The sequence below is a fragment of the Paenibacillus agri genome (assembly GCF_013359945.1).
GTDB lineage: Bacteria > Bacillota > Bacilli > Paenibacillales > Paenibacillaceae > Paenibacillus_AQ > Paenibacillus_AQ agri.
This window is the reverse complement of record NZ_JABWCS010000190.1, coordinates 15,709-37,294: the sequence shown is the minus strand read 5'-3', so window position 1 is coordinate 37,294 and position 21,586 is coordinate 15,709. Positions and strand designations below refer to the sequence as shown.

Genomic DNA, 21,586 nt, shown 5'->3' with positions numbered 1-21,586 from the left:
AAGATATAGGAAGAAAGGACCGATAGAGAACTTATGATAGATATACATTGCCACATCTTACCCTTCCTGGATGACGGAGCTAGTGACTGGGATGCTGCGCTAGCGATGGCGAGTGATGCCCTGGCGGATGGAATCACCAGTGTAGTCGCCACACCACATCATGCCAACGGACAATATATGAACCCTGCAAGCCATACAATGCTAGCTGTGGAGGAGCTGAATGAGAGACTGCGGCGGGCCGGGAACCCGCTTAACGTTCTTCCGGGCCAGGAAGTCCGTGTCTATGGTGATCTTCTGGCTGATCTGGAGCAGGGAGAGCTATTAACTTTGGCAGGTTCCCGTTATCTTTTGTTGGAGATGCCATCCTCACGTATCCCCCGCAACATGGAGGAAGTCTGCCATGAACTGATCATTCAGGGAATCGTTCCGATTATTGCACATCCGGAGCGCAATGCCGAGGTTGCGGCAGAGCCAGCCAAACTGCAAAAACTGACTGAAATAGGTGTGCTGGGCCAATTGACTGCGCAGAGTCTCGCGGGTACCTTTGGGAGCAAGCTGCAAAAGCTGTCGCTAGAGCTATGCCGTATGGGGGCTGTGCATATGATCGCCTCCGATGCCCATGACAGCGTGCACCGACCATTCGGCCTCAGTGAGGCATACAGGAAACTGGAGGCAGAAATGGGTGTGGAGGTCTGTGACTATTTCCGTGAAAATACGCAGAAAATTGTCATGAATGAGCAGGTATTTCAACAGCATTTTGTAAAAATACGAACAAAGCGTCAGAAATTGTTCGCTTTTTTTTCCCGAAAGGGCTGACCAATTGCTGGAATGATGGTAGAATGGTTTTTATTGGGTTGCAGACACCATGATTTTTCCAGTTGTACCAATTAAAAAAATACATAAGAAGAGGTGGATGAACAGTGACTTTGAAAAAGAAACTGGCAGTATCGACTTTGGCAGTCAGCTTGGCTGCAGCGTCTTTTGCAGGAATTCCGTTTAGCAGCGAGGGGCTGGCTAAGCAGTTTGGATTTACAGGAGTAGCGGCGGCTTCAGCAGTTACCCAGGATACTGTGAAGGATAAGATCAAGAAACTTTATGCCGAGCTTGATGAGGCAGGAAGAAAAAACTTGCTCGCTTACCAAGACGAAGCAAGCAAAATTACTACAACTCAATTTGAAAATATCTTCTCTGCATTCCTTAACAATGAGAAACTGGGCCTGAGCGCAGACAACAAAGACACTTTGTATACAGCATTTGTTGGTGTATCCAGCGTTGTCTACGATGTATATGATGGCGATTATAGCAAACTTAAAGAGATTCGCACGAATGCCGATAACATCAAGTTGCTGAAAGAAATTGCAGCTAAAGCAGATGTTGCCGATTTAACTTTTGACGATGTAGTAGATTTCATCTTTGGTGAGAACGGTGTGGAAGCGACACTTCGTAGCCTCGTAAGCAGCAAAACCAAAGAGGAATTGATTGCGATTGCAACGAATCCTGCTGGACAGGAAGAACTCTTTAACGAAGCTATTGCTAAAGTCCTGAACACTAGAACTGGCTCTACCGGTGCAGCAACAGTAAGTCAAGTTGTTTACAACCTTAATATTACTTCTGCTGATGTTAAAGCAACTTTGAAGACTTTCAATACAGAGATTAAATCTGCTAAACCTGCAGTACAATCACTAGTATTGGCATATATTCGCGCATTTGGACTAGGTAATGGTGGACCTGTTGATCCTGGAACTCCAGGAACTCCTGGAACTAACCCTGGTGGTGGAGACAGCTCCCCTGGCACACCTGCTGTTACAGTTGTTGTTAAAGACGGCGGTGTCTACGATGTGTCCAAGCTGGTATCCATTGTTGACGGTAAAGCTACGCTGAAGCTGGTTGACGCTGATGTACTGAAAGCCTTTGACGCACTTGTTGCAGCAGCTAAGGCCGCAGGTAAAGAAGCTAAAGATCTGACACTGACCCTGGATCTGGGTACTGTGAATGCTAAGACTGTAGAAGTGCCGCTGTCCAAAGCGATCATCGATGCAGCAAAAGCTAAAGGTATCGCTAACATTGCAGTAACGTTCAACGGTCTGACTGTGACGATTCCTGTAGGACAATTCGATGCTGCAATTGCGCTGACAGTTTCCAATGCTGACGATGCAGTCGTAACTTCCGTAACCAAACTGAAACTGGCTTCCAGCGTATATGAATTCGGATTGACTGTAGACGGTAAAGCCGTAACTACTTTCAAACAACCGATTACACTGAAGCTGCCATTGAAAAATACTGAAGGTCTGGACAAAGAGCTTCTTTCCGTAACCAAGCTGGTATATAACAGTCTCCAATTCCAAGGTGGGGTACTTGACGGAGATTACATTGTAGAACCGCGTGATACGTTCTCTTCTTATGCAGTACTTGAGAACAAAGTCTCCTTCAGCGATATTGCAAGTGTTCAGGCATGGGCTGGAAGACAAATTCAAGTTGTAGCTGCCAAGGGCGCGATTGAAGGCGTAGGCGACGGAAAATTTGCTCCGAAGAGCAACGTGACTCGCGCTGAATTCGCGAAGATGCTTATCCGTGGCTTGAATCTGGAGAACAGCTCTGCTACCCAATCTTTCAGCGATGTAAGAGCTAACGACTGGTTCGCACCTTATGTAGCAGTTGCTGCTGAGAAGGGCATTATCAATGGTCGTGGCGATAACAAGTTCGATCCGAATGCAACGATTACCCGTGCTGAGATGGCAACCATGATCTCCCGTGCGCTGAAATCTGTGAAGGACATCAAGGACACAGCTTCGCTGTCGGCTCTGAGCGCATTCAGTGATGCTGCCAAGATCAGTTCTACTCTGAAGGAAGGCGTTGCTTTTGCAGCAAGCCATGATCTGGTCATCGGCAATGCTGGTAAATTCAACCCTAACAATTCAGCTACTCGTGCTGAAGCAGCTGTAATTATCTACCGCACTATTAACTTCAAATAATATAGTAAATTGGAGAACCTCCTTTCATGCAGATGAGAGGAGGTCCTTCTCTGGGATATTCTAGAAACAACTTGGAGGTAATTTCACTTGTCATCACAAGAATTGGATCTTCGCGATTATTTCCGGATCGTCAGGAAGAGACTGTGGATGATCGTCAGTATTGTTGTAATCGTGTGTGCTCTTGCCGGGGTGTACAGCTTGTATATCAAGAAACCGGTGTATGAAGCATCCACCAAAATTATCGTCAACCAGACTCCGACCCAGTCGGCGATGACGCAGCTTGATCTTAATCAGATCAATACCAATATTCAACTGATTAATACGTATAAAGAAATTATCAAAACACCGGCTATTCTGGATACCGTTATCAAGAATTATCCGCAGTTCAACATTACTACCGAAGAGCTTCTAAAAAAGGTTAATGTCAGCTCCGTCAACAATACGCAGGTGATGACACTTGTCGTTCGAGATAATTCCTACACACAAGCCGCAGAAATCGTGAACGCCATTTCGCTTGTGTTCAAGCAGGAAATTCCATCGCTATTCAATGTTCAGAACGTATCGATCTTGAATGAAGCTAAAGTGAATCCTCCAGTTGAACCTGGACCGGTCGAACCCAATGTGTTGTTGAATATCGCCATCGCTTTTGTAGTGTCGTTGATGATTGGATTAGGCATCGCCTTCCTACTCGAATACATGGACGATACCATCAAGACGGAAGCGGATATTGAGAAATATCTGGGTCTGCCTACAATTGCAATGATTACAAGAGTGGGACAAGAGAATGGTGCCAAGCCCACTTCAAGACAGGCTCAAGTCCAAACTTCTGGAAAGGCAGGGGACCTTGAACATGTCACAGTCACCAAATAATCAACAACGTCACCTCATTACCGTTACCAACCCGCGCTCGCCTATTTCGGAAGCATTCCGCGCGCTGCGTACGAATATTGATTTTTCTTCGGTGGATGAGAAGATCCAGATCATTATGATTACCTCCTCTGGTCCGGAAGAAGGTAAGTCCACTGTTTCCGCCAACCTGGCTGCCGCATATGCGCAGTCTGACAAGAAAGTGCTGTTAATTGATGGCGATTTGCGCAAGCCTACCGCCCATAAGACATTTAAGCTCAGCAATCGCTATGGACTATCATCTCTACTGTCCAAGCAAGCTGATCTGGAGGAGGTAGTGCAGGAGTCAGGTGTACCTAACCTATCCCTAATCACATCAGGACCACTTCCGCCGAACCCGGCTGAGATGATGGCCTCCAACCGCATGACCACCGTGCTTCAGGAAATGCGTGAAGTATTTGATATTGTGATTATCGATACGCCTCCACTACTGGCAGTGACCGATGCGCAGATTGTGGCTTCGAAGAGCGATGGCGTAATCATGGTAGTTAGCTACGGCAAGGTTAAACGAGATATTGCGATGAAAGCCAAGTCCGGCCTGGATCGGGTAGGGGCGAAAATGCTGGGCGTCGTGTTGAATAACGTCAAACGCAAGGCCAGCGAGGGTTATTACTATTACTATTACGGAAATTAACCAGAGTCGTAGGGAAAATGTTATTTTTGGAGGCACTGAAAATGACAGCGAAAACTAGAATAGTTGTATTATTCCTCGTAGACCTTGCCATCATCTGGTTCAGTATTGTGACATCCTATCTGTTCCGTTTTTATGATGATATGCCTAGGGAATATTACATTCAAATGTATCAATACGGGCTGATCTCTACCGTAACCTTCGGCGGGAGCCTGATTTACTTTGGCTTATATCGGCGAATGTGGCAGTATGCCAGCATCGGAGAAATCATATCAGTCATCAAGGCTATTCTGGTAGGAGCGCTGCTCTCTTACGGCATAGCCTTCATCATTTTACCGGAACGTGTGCCATTTGGCGTAGAAGTTCGTTCGGTGGAGACCATTTTGGTTCTGGTAGGCGGTGTGCGTTTCTTATGGAGGATGTTTCATAGAGAACGAATCAACTATAAGGATACACAGACACATACCCTCATTGTAGGAGCAGGAGACTGCGGTACACTTATAGCCCGGGAAATGATGGGCCCAATGTTTGCTCACAGCAAAGTAGTAGGATTCATTGACGACAGTATGAATAAATATCATATGTCGATATTGGGGATTCCTGTCCTGGGCAATCGTTATTCTATTCCTAGCATTGTGAAGGATCGCAATATTCATGAGATTATCATTGCTATGCCTTCCGTCTCTCGCACGGAGATTTCCGAAATCATTAATATTGCCAAGAAGACGGGCGCGAAGCTGAAGATTATCCCTGCACTCAACGATCTCATCGCCGGCAAAATATCGGTCAAGAAGCTGCGTGATGTCAGTGTAGAGGATTTGCTGGGGCGGGAGCCGATTGTCGCAGATATGAACGGTATTCTGGGGTATGTCTATGGCAGAACCGTATTAGTTACCGGAGCAGGCGGGTCGATTGGTTCGGAGCTTTGCCGGCAGATCCTGCCTTTCTCACCGGACAAGCTGCTATTGCTAGGGCACGGAGAGAACAGTATCTATACCATTGAGATGGAGCTTCGCAAGAGCTTCCCAGATGCTCAGATCATTACAATCATTGCGGATGTACAGGACCGGACCCGGATGATGGATGTCTTCCGCAGTCATAGACCGCAAGTGGTCTTTCATGCAGCAGCACATAAACACGTTCCCTTGATGGAGCGGAATCCTTCTGAAGCGATCAAGAATAACGTGTTCGGCACACGCAATGTAGCAGATTGTGCCGACAGATATGGCGCTCAGCGATTCGTGATGATCTCTTCAGACAAAGCCGTGAACCCAACCAGTGTAATGGGAGCGACCAAGCGGATTGCCGAGATGTATGTGCAGAGCCTGAGCGCGACGAGCCAGACCAAGTTCTCGGCAGTGCGTTTTGGTAACGTATTAGGTAGCCGAGGCAGCGTAATTCCGGCATTCAAGCAGCAGATTGCAGCAGGTGGACCGGTAACGGTAACGCATCCCGAGATGGTACGTTATTTCATGACCATTCCGGAGGCTGTACAGCTCGTCATCCAATCCGGGGCTTTTGCCAAAGGTGGAGAAGTGTTTGTCTTGGATATGGGAGAACCGGTTAAGATTCTTAATTTGGCTGAAGATTTAATTACGCTATCCGGGTACGAGCCGTATGTAGATATTGAGATTAAGTTCTCAGGGATTCGTGAAGGCGAAAAGCTGTACGAAGAACTCCTGACTGATGAAGAGAACTTGGGTGCGACCCAGCATAACCGGATTTTCATAGGGAAACCGGAGATTATGAACCAGAACCAGCTTGAGCTTGAATTCAAGCGGCTGGAGCGTGTACTGCCCGAGGAGCCAGAAGCCATTCGGGAAGTCATTAACCAGATTGTCCCCATGCAGCCGGTCGCACAAGCCGCGATTAGTTGACTAATCTAACTTATAGCAGGGGGAACCCCATAATGGTAAAGAAAAAGAAGTGGAAGAAAATTGTATTCTGGACTCTCTCCATAATCATTGTACTAGGTGTTGGTGGCGCATTCGCAGCTAATTATGCCGTTGACAAGCTTATGAATTCCATGGCAGATGGATTTGATCTGGATGCAGAAGACCCGGTTGTAGCTGATGGATCAGGTAACGATAAATCACCAGATGTGCCTGACTCTACTAACACTAGCGTTCCAGCACAGGAAACAGACTCTTCTAATGCAAGCCCTTCCGAGGGAGGAAATGGAACTGCGCCAACGAAGAAGCCTGCTGAAGGTGCTTCAGGGACAGGTTCAGCTGGAGACAAAGCTACTACTGGAACATCTAAAGATGGATATACCGCAGAAGTCTCCAAAGACAAGGCTAAGGAAATTCAACAGAGTATCACTGTGAAAGATAAAGCAGATGTCGTATCTATTGTTCTCGGTCAGCTCAGTGCCTCAGATATTAAAAGGCTGCAAGAGCTTGCACAAGGCGGCTTAACCGTCGAAAAGAAGAAGGAAGCGCGCAGCATTATTCTTGGCAAGGTAAGCGAAGAACAATACAATGAGCTGTCGAAAATCGCCAAGAAATACGGGGTTAGCCAAGGTAAAACCCGTGATCAAGTCATCGAAGAAGAGAAGGACGTGACCAAGAGTGAGTAAATTAAAAGTTTCAGCCGTTATGTTGAGCCTGGCAGTATTAATCAATGTCGCGCCATTATCTGTATCCGCTCCGGCTTCGGTAGCTGCGGCATCCACAACAACCAAGACTAGTTCCATTAAAGTACAGACTGTTGATGTGAAAATGATGTTTGACGGCGTATCCCTGCAGCCGCCAGCAGGACAACATGTATTTATGTACAACAATTCTACCTATGTACCACTTCGCTTCATGTCCTATGCACTGCAAAAATCGGTGAGCTGGGATGCTAAGAACTTGAAGGTGACCGTAGCTGAGCCTAGCAGTTCAGAGTTGGTTGTGATCAAGGAATTCTTGATGAATGCATCTGGCAATCAAGCCAGTTCCGCAGCTGCAAAAAATATTACATTAAATAGCATCGATGCAAGTTATGTATTTGGCGGTTCAGCCAAGAAATTACCTGCGGGCCAATCCAGCTATATCCTGAATGGCTCCGTATATGTACCACTACGTTTTTTATCGGAATCTGTCGGTAAATCTATTAGCTGGGATCAGAAAACAAAGACAATTACCGCGGTATCTTCAGCCGTCAACGAACAAGAGGGCAAGAACAACCCAGGCTCCAATCAGCCTGCTAGCACCAAATCCCCTACAGCGACTACTGCACCATCTGCAACACCAGCTCCAACAGGCGCAGCAGCAGGTAATGCAGGCGGTAGCGGCGGTACAGGTGGCGGAGGAACAGGAAGCGATAAAGTTTCCTATGAATCTATTACTAGCGCAACGGAAGCAAAACTGAATGCGCTCAAAGCTGAGAGTGAATCTGCATTATTCAGTACGGCTATGGAGTACATCGCAGCTAAAGATGATGCCGAGAAGAAAAAGGACATCAAGGCAAAGGGCTTGCAGCAACTTAATTCTTTCCGAGCAACCTTCAATAGCATAATTGCAGATGCTGAACAAAAACTGAACGCGAACGGCTATAGCACGGCTATTATCAGCGACTATAGAAGCGCTTTTGAAGAGACTTTAAAACGAGGAATGGCATTGGCGGAAGGATTGGCGGGTTAATCTAAACAGATGGAATAAAGGCTGTCCCCTGCAGCTCTTTAGAAGTTGGTAGGGGACAGAATAAAGACAAAGAAATAAGGATCAGGTGAAGGAATGCGACCCTATACTTTTATAAAACCAATAATTGATTTTGTACTGGCTTTAATCGGGATGCTCCTGTTATGGCCTTTTTTCTTGATCATTGCCCTGGCAATCAAATTAAGTTCTAAGGGTCCTGTATTCTTCAAGCAAAAGCGGTTAGGGAAGAATAAACGTGAGTTCTATATCCTAAAGTTCCGAACAATGCGGACAGATGCTCCCAAGGATATGCCCACGCATTTGCTGAAAGATCCTGAGTATTACATAACTAAGATTGGGAAGTTCCTGCGGAAAACTAGCCTGGATGAGTTGCCTCAAATCATCAATATTCTTAAAGGCGATATGAGCATTATTGGGCCAAGGCCGGCACTTTGGAATCAATATGATTTGATCGCTGAACGTGATAAGTATAGAGCAAATGAAATTAAGCCTGGATTGACAGGCTGGGCGCAGATTAATGGGCGGGATGAGATTGCTACTGAACTAAAAGCGAAGCTGGATGGTCATTATGTAGCGAATATATCTTTGTTTTTTGATATCAAAGTTTTTATTATGACGATTTTTAGTGTATTGAAATCTGATGGTGTGAAGGAAGGGGCAACTGTCGAGCAAGAAGTGGCTTCTAATACCAAAGGAGTAACCTTATAAAATGAGCAAACGAAAGATATTAATTACAGGTAGAGGAAGCTATGTAGGTACAAGTTTTATTACATGGTTACAACAATGGCCTGATCAATATGAGGTTACGGAGTTATCCGTAAGAGGTGAGGATTGGAAGGGACATGATTTTTCAAAATATGATGCAGTTCTTCATGTTGCGGGAATAGCACATGTTTCAACTGATCCTAAGATGGAACAACAGTACTATAAAGTTAATCGTGATTTGGCAATTGAGGTTGCTGAAAAGGCAAAAAAGGAAGACGTTAAGCAGTTTATTTTTACGAGCAGTATTATCGTCTACGGGGATAGCAGCCATATCAATAAGAAAAGGGTTATTGATAGAAGCACAATACCCCAACCTTCAAATTTCTATGGAAACAGCAAGCTGCAAGCTGAAGAAGGGATCACTTTGTTAGAGAGTGACGATTTTAAGGTGGTCATAATAAGACCGCCGATGATATATGGTAAGGGCTCTAAAGGGAATTATCCGAGATTGGCAAGCTTTGCGCGTAAACTCCCAGTATTTCCTGACATTGAAAATGAAAGAAGTATGCTTCATATAGATAATCTTTGTGAGTTTATTCGGCTCATAATTAGTAATAATGAGCATGGTTTATTTTTTCCTCAAAATACTGAATATGTAAAAACAGCCGAAATGGTTAGGCTGATCTCAGTAGTTTATGAGAAAAATATAAGATTTACAAAAGCCTTTAATCCATTACTTAGATTTATAGGAGATTATGTAGGCACAATAAATAAGGCCTTCGGTAATTTGGTGTATGAGCAAAGTATGTCTAATTATAAAGATAATTACAGAGTTAGAGATTTGAAAGAATCGATTGAAGAAACAGAAGCGGAGAAATTATAAACATGAAAAAAGTTCTTATATTGGTTAATCATGATGTGGTTATTTATAATTTTAGACGAGAACTTGTTGAACGTCTTTTAGATGAGGGGTATGAAGTTTATATATCCTCACCTTATGGCGAACGTATAGATGATTTGATTTTCATGGGATGTAAATACATTGAGGCTACTATCCAACGTCACGGAACCAACATAATTGAAGAGATAAAGTTAATTTCTTATTATAGAAGTATTATTAAAAGAATCCAGCCAGATGTTGTGCTTTCTTATACTATTAAACCGAATATTTATGGAGGAATGGCTTCTAGTTTAGCTAAAATACCTTTTATAGCGAACATTACTGGTTTGGGAACTGCTGTAGAACATGCAGGTGTTATGCAAAAAATTTCTATTTTGTTATATAGAATGGCATTTAAGAAAATAAACACTGTTTTTTTTCAGAATGAAGAAAATATGAGGTTTTTCTCTGAAAATAGAATTGCTTTGGGTAAACATCATTTAATCCCAGGGTCAGGTGTCAATTTAAATCATTTTCAGCCATTAGAGTATCCATCAGATAAAACAATTGAGTTTGTGTTTATTTCAAGAATAATGAAAGAAAAAGGAATAGATCAGTACTTAGAAGCTGCTGAATATATAAGTAATAAATATGCATTTACAAGATTTCATATTTGTGGATTTTGCGAAGAAGCATACGAAGAAAAATTAAAAATCATGCAAGAAAAGGGGATTATTAAGTATCATGGAATGGTACGAGATATTCGTACTATATTAGCTGGTATTCATTGTACTGTTCATCCAACGTATTATCCAGAAGGTTTATCGAATGTTTTACTAGAAAGTGCTGCTTGCGCTAGAGCGATTATAACTACCAATAGAGCTGGTTGTCGTGAAGTTGTAGATGATGGAGAAAATGGATTCGTAGTCTTAGAACAGAATAGTAAAGATTTAATTGAGAAAATTGAGAAGTTTATAAGTTTAGATTATAAAACAAAGAAAAAAATGGGTTTAAACGGTAGGGCTAAAGTGGAAGGGAAATTCGATAGACAAATTGTGGTGACAACTTATTTGAATGAGATTAGCAATATATCGAATTTAAAATAGTTTTATTTGGTCTCTATTTAACTTAATTAGAATGGGGATATAATATTGGATACTTTATTTGACGCATCACAAGCAAAGCGTATCCTTCATGTCTTAGGTACCTTGAACAGAGGGGGGGCTGAGACGATGATAATGAATTTATACCGTAATATAGATAGGGAAAAAATTCAATTTGATTTTGTTATTCATTCTAGTGAAAAGTGTGATTATACAGAAGAAATATTATCTCTTGGAGGAAAGATCTACTCTATACCAAGGTTTACAGGTAAAAATTACTTCACATATAAAAGTGCGTGGAAAAACTTTTTTGCACAACATCCTGAGTATAAGATTATTCATGGTCATATGAGAAGTACTGCGTCTATATACTTAGAATTAGCGAAAAGTTTCGGGGTGAAAACTATAGCTCATAGCCATAGTACTTCAAACGGGTTTGGGGTTTCAGCAATAGTTAAAGATATAATGCAATATTCAATTCGTTATAACTCAGATTATCTATTTGCCTGTTCTCAGAAGGCTGGAGAATGGTTGTTCGGAAAAAAACAATTTAGAAAAAGTAATTCTTTCATTGTGAAGAATGCAATTGAGAGCGATAAATATATATTTAATATAATGAAAAGAGAAATATTGAGAAAAGAGCTTGGGATCGATGGGAAATTCGTAATAGGGCATGTTGGTAGATTTTGTTCTGCAAAAAACCATGAGTATTTAGTTGAGATTTTTGAGAGTATTTACAATACTGATAACAATTCACTATTGCTCTTAATTGGAGACGGTGAATTATTAGATGAAATAAAAAGTATAGTGCATAAAAAGAAAATAAGTCATTCTGTTATGTTTTTGGGTAGCAGATCAGATGTTTCTGAATTGCTTCAATGTATGGACACATTCGTGTTTCCTTCAAAATTTGAAGGGTTGGGGATATCGGTTATTGAGGCACAAGCTTCCGGTTTGCCATGTATAATTTCTGATAATATACCATTAGAAGCACATATTACCAAACTAATACAAGCATTATCTCTAAATAAAAAGCCCGATGAATGGGCTGAATTTATCTTAAGGACCAAAGATAAATCACACCGTAAAGATATGACAAAGGAAATTGAGTCTAGTGGTTATAATGTTAAATTTAACACCAAATGGTTAGAGGACTTCTATTACAAAATTATCTCAAGTTAATCTAAGGAGATGAATATGAATATTATAATAAGGTACCTAAAATTGTATTTGTTTAGAAGGAAGTGGAGAAGCAAGAATAAACACAATTCAACAATACCTAAAAGGTATTTTGATGAACGAATAGTCGATGTGGGTAGATTTACTTATGGAGCTTTAAATATATATGATTATGGAGCTGAGAATGAGAGACTGATTATTGGTGATTTTGTTTCTATTTCCTCTGACGTTAAGTTTATTTTGGGTGGTAATCACAGGATGGATAACATATCAACTTTCCCGTATAAAGTTAAATTATTAGGAGAGAACAATGAATCATACACAAAGGGTCAAATAATAGTGGAAGATGACGTTTGGATCGGAATGAATTCACTTGTTCTGTCTGGAGTAAGAATTGGACAGGGGGCTGTTATAGCAGCGGGGAGCATTGTAACCTCTGATGTTCCTGCATATTCTGTAGTTGGTGGAAACCCTGCAAGAATAATAAAATATCGATTTGATGAAAATACAATTAATATCTTGAAAACAATTGATTTTAAGAAAGTTGATTTTGATTTTTTTAATGATAATAAGGAATTATTTTATAACAAAATTGATGAAAAATCTAGCTCTATATTTCATACTGAATTAGAAAATTATTATGTTGAGAAAGCAAAAAGGTGATATATGAGTATTTCAATTGTTATTGTGAATTATAATACAAAAGAAATAACATCTCGTTGCGTAGATTCCTTTCTATACAATCGAGTTGATGATAATGATGTTGAAATTATTATTGTTGATAATGCTTCTACCGATGGAAGTAGCATTTATCTACAAGAGAAATATTCCCAAAGAGAGAATATAAGAATAATTTTGAATGAGAAAAATTTGGGATTTGGCTTAGCTAATAATATAGGTGTTAAAGTAGCAAAAGGAAATTATATTGCTTTTGCAAATAGTGATACATATGTTGAAAGTTTTAATTTTAAAAATCTTATTACCTGCTTCGAAGAGCAAAAAAATATAGGAGCGCTTAGTTGTAAAATTCTTTATCCAAATGGCTCAATACAAACTCTAGGTTTTAATTTCCCTTCACTTTGGAATGATTTTAAGCTGAATGCATTATTTTGGAATTATAAATTTATGAAAAAAATTAGATATCGGAAATATAAAAACAAAGGTTTAATTGAGAGGGATTGGGTTTCCGGATGCTTTTTCATCTGCAAAAAAGAATTATTCAAAGAAGTAAATGGGTTCGATTCTAGTATTTTTATGTATGCTGAAGATCTCGATATTTGCGCTAGGTTTTTTTCGTTAGGTTGTAGAAATTTTGTTTATGATAAAGAACAAATTTATCATCTTCATGGTCAATCTTCAATTAATAGCAAAGTTAGTTTCAAGAAAATGCTTAAAAGTAAAAAAAATTACTACTATGTAATGCGTAAAAATAAATTAGTTATATGGCCAGGGGTAATTTATCTTATGCATTTAATTCATTTAATAGGTCTTTTTTTATTCAAACGCTTTAGGCAGATATTATTAAAATAAAAATAACTATGGAGAATTATTTATATGAAAAAGATACTATATATATCGTTGCTTGATTGGTATTTTACAAAACAGAGGCCTCAACACATAGCAGAACTTTTAAGTGAAAAAAATGAAGTGAGATATTTATGCCGAGCATCTTGGAGAACTAAACATATAAAAAAGCATGATCAAAATGAAGAAATTCATAATTATTTTGACATCAGTGATACTTTACATATAGAAAGAATAAAGTATCTACCACTTAATAAATACCGGGCTATATCAGTTATAAATGATTTTTTTTACAAACTAGCTGTAGAAAATAATATTAAAAAGTATCAACCAGATATATTGTGGCTCACACATCCAGATCATTACAATCTTATTCCACAAAACTTTCAAGGGAAAATAATATATGATTGTATGGATAATTACTCACAATTTTATAGAGATAATGATAAAAAAACTAGGATAAATCAACAAGAAAAAAAGTTGGTCAATAAATCAGATCTTGTAATAACCAGCAGCTACGGATTAAAGGAGAAAATCTCTTTGATTTCCGTCAAAACTCAAGTTGAAACTATTAAAAATGCTGCGGATTTTACATATTTTTATAATTATTTTGCTTCTTCTAGTTTGAAGGAAAAACCCGTTGAATTAAATAAAGGGAAAAAAATTGTGGGATATTTCGGTGGAATTAGCAACTGGTTTGATATTGATACATTGGTTTATACGGCTCAAAAACATAAAGAATGTGATTTTGTGATAATTGGACCTTTAAGTGACGTGAATATTGTCGCTAAAGCATCAAACATAGAAAATATAATATTCATTGGCCCTAAAATTTATAACGAACTTGCCAAATATCTATATCATTTTGATGTGTGTATCATGCCATTTGTAGTAAATGAATTAATCAAAGATGTTAATCCTATAAAGTTATATGAGTATCTTTCAATGGGGAAACCAGTAGTAGTTCCTCAGTACGATGAAATTTTGGAATTTCAAGAATACGTCTACTTTGCTCAAAATCAAGAAGATTTCTCAAAAAAGCTCCAAGAAGCCCTTGAAGAAAACAATTCTCAATTTTATGAAAAGAGAATAGAATTTGCTAAAAAAAATACTTGGCGTTCTAGAATTGATGAAATTAACAAGTTTATTAATTGATTGGAGAATTGCTCTTAAATGGTGAAAATAAAGGATATACTATTTTGTTTTTTTTGTATTTTATTAGCTTGTATAGGGATTTTTTTTGATATAGAAATCAATATGCTTATATTTATAGTGATCATTATATTTGTAAATATGTTAGTCAATCATACGAAAGATACGGCTACATTCGCTATATTTTTTTTAACGATATATTTGCCGTTTTATGCTCTACTAAGAGCATTTCTACAGTTAAAAGGTATAGAAACACTAAGTTTTTATGTAAATTACATTAGAGATTTTGTAGTTATAGTTTGTTTCCTCATATTTTTGATAAAACAAAGTAATCAGAAAATTATGACTACAAGAAATAGAATTGATAAAAATTTAATGTTTGGAATTAATTTGCTATTAGTTAATTATATAGTTGGTTTTGTTATCTCATTAGCGAATGGTTATATGTTATTAGCTATTAAAGGTGTGCATTTAAATATAATTCCTATATTATTAGTGTACATTATTTGTAATAGCACCTATATCAATGAGAAGGTTATTGCTAAATTTATTAAATCATCAATATTTATAGGCCTAATTGTTTCTGTTGTTGGAATATTTTTTTATCTAATAAAACCAGGTATATTTGGACAACTACTTTTAATTTTCTCACAACAAGATGAATCAAATTATTTGCAAGTACTAAATTATTCACGTATGGTTAGCACGTTTTTATCGCCAAATGTTTTTGGATCATATATGGCAATCTCGTTGCTATTAACAATTCATCAAGCACTGACTAATAAAATACGAAACATTGTTGCGATGGGGTTACTAGTTCTATTTAGCGTTTGCCTTATCTTATCTTTTTCAAGAGGAGCATGGGCCTTTGCCATTGGAGGCATCTTTCTTTTATTGGTTCTAAGTAGAAATAAATTCAGCAAAAGACAAGTTGAATTTGCAATGTTATCTTTAGTTGCAATTATATTAATCTTTTTAGTTATGCCATTTGTAAATAGAGGATTAGATGAATACCTTTTATCAAGATTAAAAAGTATCTTTGATTTTTCAAATGAATCTTCTTATGGTAGAAGTGATAATTGGATGGAAGTGTTAAAAGCTGTATCAAATAATATATTTGGCTTAGGATTAGGCATAGCTAGCATAAATCTCTCGTATTATCCGGAGTTGGCTCAAAAGCTAGGTGTAAATGTTGTTGATGGTTATTATATAAAAATTATAGCGGAGACTGGTATTATTGGTTTAGTTTTGTTTAGTGGTTTTTTAATATTGATGTTTCACTCTTTATTTCAATTAATTGTTAAGTCAAGCGATGAAAAAAGTAGTTTTTATGCTTTGACAACAGCAATACTGTTTGGTTTCTTAATGCAATCCTTTGGAAGCAACACTTTTGATTATGTTAATATATCACCTTTTCTATGGATCTATATTGGGTTTGCTTTAAGACTAAACAGAATATAGTTTTTGAAATAGGATATAATCAAAATCAATTTAAATTTGTGTACTATGCAAAGTGAGTGATGGAATTAATGAGTAGAAGTAAGCAGCTTGCAAAAAATACGGCTATTATTGCATTAGGTAAAATTTGTACGCAGTTTATGAGTTTTTTTTTGTTTCCTCTATATACTGCATTATTGTCTGCTGAAGAATATGGAATAGTAGATCTATTTAGTACTTATATTATGCTACTCATTCCACTCATAACTTTTCAGATGGAGCAGGCGTTGTTTAGAAATTTAATTGATGCAAGAGATAATGAATATGAAAAAAAAATATTAATTTCAACTGTTATTGGATTTGCAATTTTTCAAATTAGCCTTTACTCCATTATTTTCTTTATTGTTCAAAATTTTATTCATAATGAGTATAAGTACTTTCTCTTTACAAATGTTATTGTTTATATTTTTTCTGAAATAATGCTTCAACTTGCTAGAGGACTTGGTGATAATAAGACTTATGCATTGGGAAGTTTTATAACAGCCCTTTCAACCATGTTATTAAATATTTTATTTATTGTTGTATTAAAACTTGGTGCGGTTGGGATGTTCCAGGCGATTTTTTTAGCCAATTTATTCTGTATCAGTTTTATTTTTTTTAGGAAAAAAGTGTACTCCTATATTGAATTAAGGAGTGTGAAAATAAAGAAAGTAAGAGAACTATTACAATATTCTTTCCCTTTAATACCTAATTCTTTATCCTGGTGGATACTTAATGCTTCTGATAGAATCGTTGTTTCAATTTTCTTAGGAGTAGCTGCTAATGGAATACTTGCAGTATCGAGTAAGTTTTCTTCAATTTATATATCTTTTTATAATATATTTAATTTAACTTGGATGGAATCGGCTACTCTCCACATCCGAGATAAGGATAGAGATGAGTTTTTTTCCAATACTATTTCTACAGTTTTAAGATTATTTACATCAGTTTGCTTTTGTATTATAGCAGTCATGCCGTTTTTGTTCCCTTTTTTGATTAATGAAAAATTTGAATCAGCATATTATCAAATACCAATATATATGTTGGCAGCCCTATTAAATATGTTGCTTGCCTCGTATAGTGTGGTTTATATTGCTCTAAAAATGACTAAAAAAATGGCAAAGACAGCTGCTTTTGCAGGAATAATTAATATTCTTGCTCTTATTATAATGGTTAGGGGTATTGGATTGTATGCTGCATCTATATCCTCCGTTATAGCGTACGGATGCATGATGATTTATCGCTACTTTGATATTAAGAGATACGTTAATATTAGGTTTGAAAAGAGTTTATTATTAACAAATTTACTTATGCTAGTGTTTTTGTTTATTTCATATTATCAAATGAATCAGTTATTACATATGATTGCTTTTCTAATAATTTTATCTTATTCAGCTTTTATTAACAGAGCACTTATAAAAGAAGTGTTAAATATGTTGATAAAACATTTTCGTAAAACACCTTAAATACTATTATTCCCTTGTTCAGTTCTAGATTTCCAATGAAAGAAGTGAGGATTAAAGTGGCTAAAATAGCAGTAGCAGGAACTGGCTACGTCGGCCTTGTGGCCGGCGTTTGTTTCGCCGAGGTAGGCCATCAAGTAACTTGCGTGGATATTGATGAAAACAAAGTTGAACTTATGAAATCCGGTATTTCACCAATCTACGAAGCCGGTTTAGAAGAACTCATGCAAAAAAACTATGCAGCAGGTCGACTTGAATATACAACTGATTATAAATCGGCATATCATGAGGCAGATGCAATTTTTATAGGTGTTGGAACCCCAGAGCAGCCTGATGGATCTGCTAATCTTTCATACATAGCTACAGTAGCAAGACAAATAGCAGAAACTATAGAAAAAGATTGCCTTGTTGTTGTTAAATCTACTGTTCCAGTAGGAACAAATGATAAGGTAGAGCAGTTTATTCATGATTTTTTACCTCGTGAAGGAGAAAAACTTACTGGTAACGGTGATGGAGTAGGAAGAAACATCAGAGTTGAAGTAGCATCTAATCCAGAGTTCTTAGCACAAGGTACCGCAGTTAGAGATACTCTCCAAGCAGCAAGAATCATTATTGGAACTGAAAGCAAATGGGCCGAAGATATCCTTATGAAGATCTATGAGCCGTTCAACATTCCGATTGTATCTGTCCAAAGAAGATCCGCGGAGATGATTAAGTATGCTTCAAATGATTTCCTTGCTCTTAAAATTTCTTATATGAACGATATTGCAAATCTTTGTGAATTGGTAGGAGCAGATATTGGCGATGTAGCTAGAGGGATGTCCTTTGATGAACGAATCGGAAGCAAGTTCTTAAATGCAGGTATTGGTTACGGAGGCAGCTGTTTCCCTAAGGATACCAAGGCACTGGAATACTTGGCTAGACAAAATGGTTATGAGCTAAAAACAGTTAAGGCAGCTATTGATGTAAATACCGACCAAAAGATAGTTCTCTATAGGAAAGCATCCAAAAGACTTATTACATTTAATGGTCTAAAGGTAGCGGTGTTAGGGTTGACGTTTAAGCCTGGGACCGATGATTTAAGAGAAGCAGCTTCTCTTGAGAATGTTCCTTTATTGCTAGATCATGGTGCAGAAATCTATGCTTTTGATCCTGTAGGAAAATCTAACTTTTCTAAGAAATATCCAGAAGGTCGCAACGGCAATGGAAGCATCAAATATGTTGAAAACATAAAAGAAGCTCTTGAAGGTGCTAATGTGTGCTTTATTTTTACCGAGTGGGGAGAGATTCGAGAAACAACGCCGGAAGTTTATAAAGAACTAATGAGAACACCGCTGGTATATGACGGTAGAAATTTGTATGGGGTTCAAGATATGAGGGAAGCTGGCGTGGAGTATTATTCAATCGGAAGATAATGGAGGAGATAGCTTGTTGAACGATCTACCTATGGATACCTCGAAAACATATCTAATTACTGGAGCAGCAGGCTTTATCGGATTTTACTTATCGAAAAGGTTATTGGAGCAAGGCTGTCGGGTGATTGGCGTTGATAATATTAATGATTATTATGATATTAAACTCAAACATTACCGATTAGAGCAACTTCAATCCTTTAGCCGATATGAATTTTTTAAAGCTGACATATCAGATAAAGATATGATTACAAAGGTCTTTGAAGATTATAGGCCGAGCATAGTTGTGAATCTAGCAGCTCAAGCGGGGGTGCGATACTCCATAGAGAATCCCGATGTTTATATTCAGAGCAATATTATTGGTTTTTATAACATTCTTGAAGCGTGTAGAAATTACCCTGTTGATCATCTCGTATATGCTTCATCTAGTTCTGTTTATGGTTCTAACAAAAAGGTACCATTTGAAGAATCAGATGTTGTAGATCACCCGGAATCACTCTATGCAGCTACCAAAAAGTCGAATGAATTAATGGCGCATACCTATAGCCATCTTTACAAGATACCGGCTACTGGTCTACGCTTCTTCACTGTTTATGGACCACTGGGTCGACCGGATATGGCTTATTTCGGATTTACTCAGAAATATTTTGCTGGTGAATCTATTAAGATATTTAATAACGGTGATTTTCAGAATGATCTGTATCGAGACTTTACATACGTAGACGACATTATTGAGGGTATCGAGAGGCTTTTAAGTAAAGCACCTTCGGATACAGTTCCCCATAAGGTCTTCAATATCGGAAATAACAGTCCTGAGAAGTTGATGGTGTTTATTGAAACACTAGAGAAGTGTTTAAGTAAGTCTATTGGTAGAACGGTGACGTTTAATAAAGTATTTGAGCCAATTAAACCAGGAGATGTACCTGCTACGTATGCTTCTACAGCCTTATTACAACAAGCTGTAGGATTTAAGCCGAAGACTTCCATAGAGGAAGGGTTGCAGAAATTTACTGATTGGTATGTGGAATATTATAAAATTTAATAATAGAAAGAGATGAGATTAACATGAAAGGCATCATCCTAGCCGGCGGTAGCGGCACTCGCCTATATCCATTAACCATGGTTACGAGTAAACAACTGCTTCCTGTTTACGACAAACCAATGATCTATTATCCGCTATCCACTTTAATGCTCGCAGGTATAAAAGACATTCTCATTATCTCTACCCCAGAAGATACGCCGAGATTCGAAAGTCTTTTAGGTGACGGATCTCAATTCGGCATCTCCTTACAATACATAGTACAACCAAGTCCTGACGGCTTAGCTCAGGCTTTTATTTTAGGTGAGAGTTTTATTGGTGATGATTCGGTTGCCATGATTCTTGGAGATAATATCTACTATGGAAATGGAATGCGGAAGATATTGCAGCGTGCTTCTTCTAAAATACATGGGGCTACAGTATTCGGCTATCATGTGCAAGATCCAGAACGGTTCGGAGTTGTAGAATTTAATGAAGAGGGCAAGGTGCTGAGCGTAGAAGAAAAACCGGCTCAACCGAAGTCTAACTACGCAATTACTGGTCTATATTTTTATGATAATAGAGTTATTGAGATTGCTAAGAATGTTAAGGTCTCTTCACGTGGGGAATTGGAGATTACTTCAATAAATGAGGCATATTTAAATCTTGGTGAGCTTGATGTAGAACTATTGGGACGTGGCTTCACATGGTTGGATACAGGAACTCATCAAAGTCTGGTCGATGCTACTAACTTTGTGCGGACTATTGAGGATCATCAAGGAATCAAGATAGCGGCTCCTGAAGAAATTGCCTATATTAACGGATGGATTACGAAAGAGCATTTGTGGGATTGCGGGGAGAAATTGAGTAAGACTGGTTATGGTCAGTACTTGATGAAAGTCGCAACGGGTAAGATACAATACTAACAACAGAAAGTGTGGTGGCTATGAAAATAACTGAGACTTTTTTACAAGGGGTAATGGTCGTCGAACCGACCGTATTCGGAGATCACCGAGGGTGGTTTACGGAAACCTATAGTACTGCAAAATTTAAAGAGCATGGTATTGAACTGGATTTTGTACAAGATAACCAATCCTACTCTGCGACTAAGGGTACACTACGCGGTTTGCACTATCAATTACATCCTAAAGCACAGACGAAGCTGGTACGTTGTACACGGGGTGTTATTTTTGATGTAGTTGTAGACATTCGTAAGGGAAGTCCAACTTATAGCAAATGGTTTGGAATTGAACTCAGTGCGGAGAATAAGAAGCAATTACTGATTCCTAAAGGGTTTGCCCATGGATTTATGACGTTGACTGAGGATGTTGAAGTTCAATATAAATGCGATGAGTTATATGCCCCGGAATGTGATGGTGGCATTCTGTGGAATGACCCTGCTATCGGCATCGAATGGCCTATTGAAGTTACACCGGTTCTCTCTGCTAAAGATGAGAAGGCTCCTTTGTTAAAAGATGCTAATTTGAATTTCACATATGAACTTTAATATTTATAGTATAG

The 21,586-nt window shown here is 38.3% G+C and carries 20 protein-coding genes; all 20 read left to right on the top strand.

Features of this window, described 5'->3' with window-relative positions; translation table 11 throughout:
• Positions 1–33 precede the first annotated feature (33 nt).
• Complete coding sequence (locus tag HPT30_RS04605; RefSeq protein WP_175370305.1) at positions 34–816, top strand: tyrosine-protein phosphatase; 783 nt, start codon at positions 34–36, stop codon at positions 814–816.
• A gap of 104 nt (positions 817–920) precedes the next feature.
• Positions 921–2,972, top strand: a complete 2,052-nt coding sequence (locus HPT30_RS04600) for an S-layer homology domain-containing protein (protein WP_175370304.1) — start codon at positions 921–923, stop codon at positions 2,970–2,972.
• A gap of 87 nt (positions 2,973–3,059) precedes the next feature.
• Positions 3,060–3,842 carry a YveK family protein gene (locus HPT30_RS04595; protein ID WP_175370303.1) on the top strand — a complete coding sequence of 261 codons (783 nt, stop codon included), beginning with the start codon at positions 3,060–3,062 and terminating at the stop codon, positions 3,840–3,842.
• The gene (locus HPT30_RS04590) at positions 3,823–4,512 is read left to right on the top strand and encodes a CpsD/CapB family tyrosine-protein kinase (RefSeq protein WP_175370302.1); all 690 of its coding nucleotides are present in this window, start codon (positions 3,823–3,825) and stop codon (positions 4,510–4,512) included. Before HPT30_RS04595 ends, HPT30_RS04590 begins: the two co-directional genes overlap by 20 nt.
• A gap of 41 nt (positions 4,513–4,553) precedes the next feature.
• A complete protein-coding gene (locus HPT30_RS04585; RefSeq protein WP_175370301.1) occupies positions 4,554–6,386 on the top strand; it encodes a polysaccharide biosynthesis protein in 1,833 nt (610 codons plus the stop codon).
• A gap of 32 nt (positions 6,387–6,418) precedes the next feature.
• Entirely contained in the window at positions 6,419–7,087 is a 669-nt protein-coding gene (locus HPT30_RS04580; protein ID WP_175370300.1) for a hypothetical protein, read from the top strand.
• Entirely contained in the window at positions 7,080–8,135 is a 1,056-nt protein-coding gene (locus tag HPT30_RS04575; protein WP_175370299.1) for a stalk domain-containing protein, read from the top strand. Before HPT30_RS04580 ends, HPT30_RS04575 begins: the two co-directional genes overlap by 8 nt.
• 93 nt (positions 8,136–8,228) lie before the next feature.
• Positions 8,229–8,861 carry a sugar transferase gene (locus HPT30_RS04570; protein WP_175370298.1) on the top strand — a complete coding sequence of 211 codons (633 nt, stop codon included), beginning with the start codon at positions 8,229–8,231 and terminating at the stop codon, positions 8,859–8,861.
• A 1-nt stretch (position 8,862) separates the two neighbouring features.
• Complete coding sequence (locus HPT30_RS04565) at positions 8,863–9,741, top strand: NAD-dependent epimerase/dehydratase family protein (protein WP_175370297.1); 879 nt, start codon at positions 8,863–8,865, stop codon at positions 9,739–9,741.
• Positions 9,742–9,743: 2 nt separating this feature from the next.
• Complete coding sequence (locus HPT30_RS04560; RefSeq protein ID WP_175370296.1) at positions 9,744–10,844, top strand: glycosyltransferase family 4 protein; 1,101 nt, start codon at positions 9,744–9,746, stop codon at positions 10,842–10,844.
• A gap of 45 nt (positions 10,845–10,889) precedes the next feature.
• Positions 10,890–12,023 (top strand): glycosyltransferase family 1 protein, encoded by a 1,134-nt coding sequence (locus tag HPT30_RS04555; protein ID WP_246316931.1) that lies wholly within the window; start codon positions 10,890–10,892, stop codon positions 12,021–12,023.
• Between the two features lie 15 nt (positions 12,024–12,038).
• On the top strand, positions 12,039–12,683 hold the full coding sequence (locus HPT30_RS04550) for a CatB-related O-acetyltransferase (protein ID WP_217622250.1): 645 nt from the start codon (positions 12,039–12,041) through the stop codon (positions 12,681–12,683).
• Positions 12,684–12,686: 3 nt separating this feature from the next.
• Positions 12,687–13,550, top strand: coding sequence for a glycosyltransferase family 2 protein (locus HPT30_RS04545; RefSeq protein ID WP_175370294.1), 864 nt, complete (start codon positions 12,687–12,689; stop codon positions 13,548–13,550).
• A 24-nt stretch (positions 13,551–13,574) separates the two neighbouring features.
• The gene (locus tag HPT30_RS04540) at positions 13,575–14,699 is read left to right on the top strand and encodes a glycosyltransferase (RefSeq protein ID WP_175370293.1); all 1,125 of its coding nucleotides are present in this window, start codon (positions 13,575–13,577) and stop codon (positions 14,697–14,699) included.
• Positions 14,700–14,717: 18 nt separating this feature from the next.
• Positions 14,718–16,157 (top strand): O-antigen ligase family protein, encoded by a 1,440-nt coding sequence (locus HPT30_RS04535; protein WP_175370292.1) that lies wholly within the window; start codon positions 14,718–14,720, stop codon positions 16,155–16,157.
• Between the two features lie 68 nt (positions 16,158–16,225).
• The gene (locus tag HPT30_RS04530) at positions 16,226–17,638 is read left to right on the top strand and encodes a lipopolysaccharide biosynthesis protein (protein WP_175370291.1); all 1,413 of its coding nucleotides are present in this window, start codon (positions 16,226–16,228) and stop codon (positions 17,636–17,638) included.
• A 56-nt stretch (positions 17,639–17,694) separates the two neighbouring features.
• Entirely contained in the window at positions 17,695–19,050 is a 1,356-nt protein-coding gene (locus HPT30_RS04525; RefSeq protein WP_312876293.1) for a UDP-glucose dehydrogenase family protein, read from the top strand.
• Positions 19,051–19,081: 31 nt separating this feature from the next.
• On the top strand, positions 19,082–20,089 hold the full coding sequence (locus tag HPT30_RS04520) for a GDP-mannose 4,6-dehydratase (RefSeq protein WP_175370325.1): 1,008 nt from the start codon (positions 19,082–19,084) through the stop codon (positions 20,087–20,089).
• Positions 20,090–20,112: 23 nt separating this feature from the next.
• Entirely contained in the window at positions 20,113–20,991 is an 879-nt protein-coding gene (rfbA, locus tag HPT30_RS04515; protein WP_175370289.1) for a glucose-1-phosphate thymidylyltransferase RfbA, read from the top strand.
• 20 nt (positions 20,992–21,011) lie between these two features.
• On the top strand, positions 21,012–21,572 hold the full coding sequence (gene rfbC, locus HPT30_RS04510) for a dTDP-4-dehydrorhamnose 3,5-epimerase (RefSeq protein ID WP_175370288.1): 561 nt from the start codon (positions 21,012–21,014) through the stop codon (positions 21,570–21,572).
• Positions 21,573–21,586: the final 14 nt, after the last annotated feature.

Bases quoted from the DNA above. Each gene is read 5' to 3' on its own strand.
- HPT30_RS04585 (WP_175370301.1), top strand. From the start codon at position 4,554: ATGACAGCGAAAACTAGAATAGTTGTATTATTCCTCGTAGACCTTGCC.
- HPT30_RS04560 (WP_175370296.1), top strand. From the start codon at position 9,744: ATGAAAAAAGTTCTTATATTGGTTAATCATGATGTGGTTATTTATAAT.
- HPT30_RS04520 (WP_175370325.1), top strand. From the start codon at position 19,082: ATGGATACCTCGAAAACATATCTAATTACTGGAGCAGCAGGCTTTATC.
- HPT30_RS04545 (WP_175370294.1), top strand. From the start codon at position 12,687: ATGAGTATTTCAATTGTTATTGTGAATTATAATACAAAAGAAATAACA.
- HPT30_RS04590 (WP_175370302.1), top strand. From the start codon at position 3,823: ATGTCACAGTCACCAAATAATCAACAACGTCACCTCATTACCGTTACC.
- HPT30_RS04530 (WP_175370291.1), top strand. From the start codon at position 16,226: ATGAGTAGAAGTAAGCAGCTTGCAAAAAATACGGCTATTATTGCATTA.
- HPT30_RS04550 (WP_217622250.1), top strand. From the start codon at position 12,039: ATGAATATTATAATAAGGTACCTAAAATTGTATTTGTTTAGAAGGAAG.
- rfbC (WP_175370288.1), top strand. From the start codon at position 21,012: ATGAAAATAACTGAGACTTTTTTACAAGGGGTAATGGTCGTCGAACCG.
- HPT30_RS04565 (WP_175370297.1), top strand. From the start codon at position 8,863: ATGAGCAAACGAAAGATATTAATTACAGGTAGAGGAAGCTATGTAGGT.
- HPT30_RS04535 (WP_175370292.1), top strand. From the start codon at position 14,718: ATGGTGAAAATAAAGGATATACTATTTTGTTTTTTTTGTATTTTATTA.
- HPT30_RS04580 (WP_175370300.1), top strand. From the start codon at position 6,419: ATGGTAAAGAAAAAGAAGTGGAAGAAAATTGTATTCTGGACTCTCTCC.
- rfbA (WP_175370289.1), top strand. From the start codon at position 20,113: ATGAAAGGCATCATCCTAGCCGGCGGTAGCGGCACTCGCCTATATCCA.
- HPT30_RS04605 (WP_175370305.1), top strand. From the start codon at position 34: ATGATAGATATACATTGCCACATCTTACCCTTCCTGGATGACGGAGCT.
- HPT30_RS04540 (WP_175370293.1), top strand. From the start codon at position 13,575: ATGAAAAAGATACTATATATATCGTTGCTTGATTGGTATTTTACAAAA.
- HPT30_RS04570 (WP_175370298.1), top strand. From the start codon at position 8,229: ATGCGACCCTATACTTTTATAAAACCAATAATTGATTTTGTACTGGCT.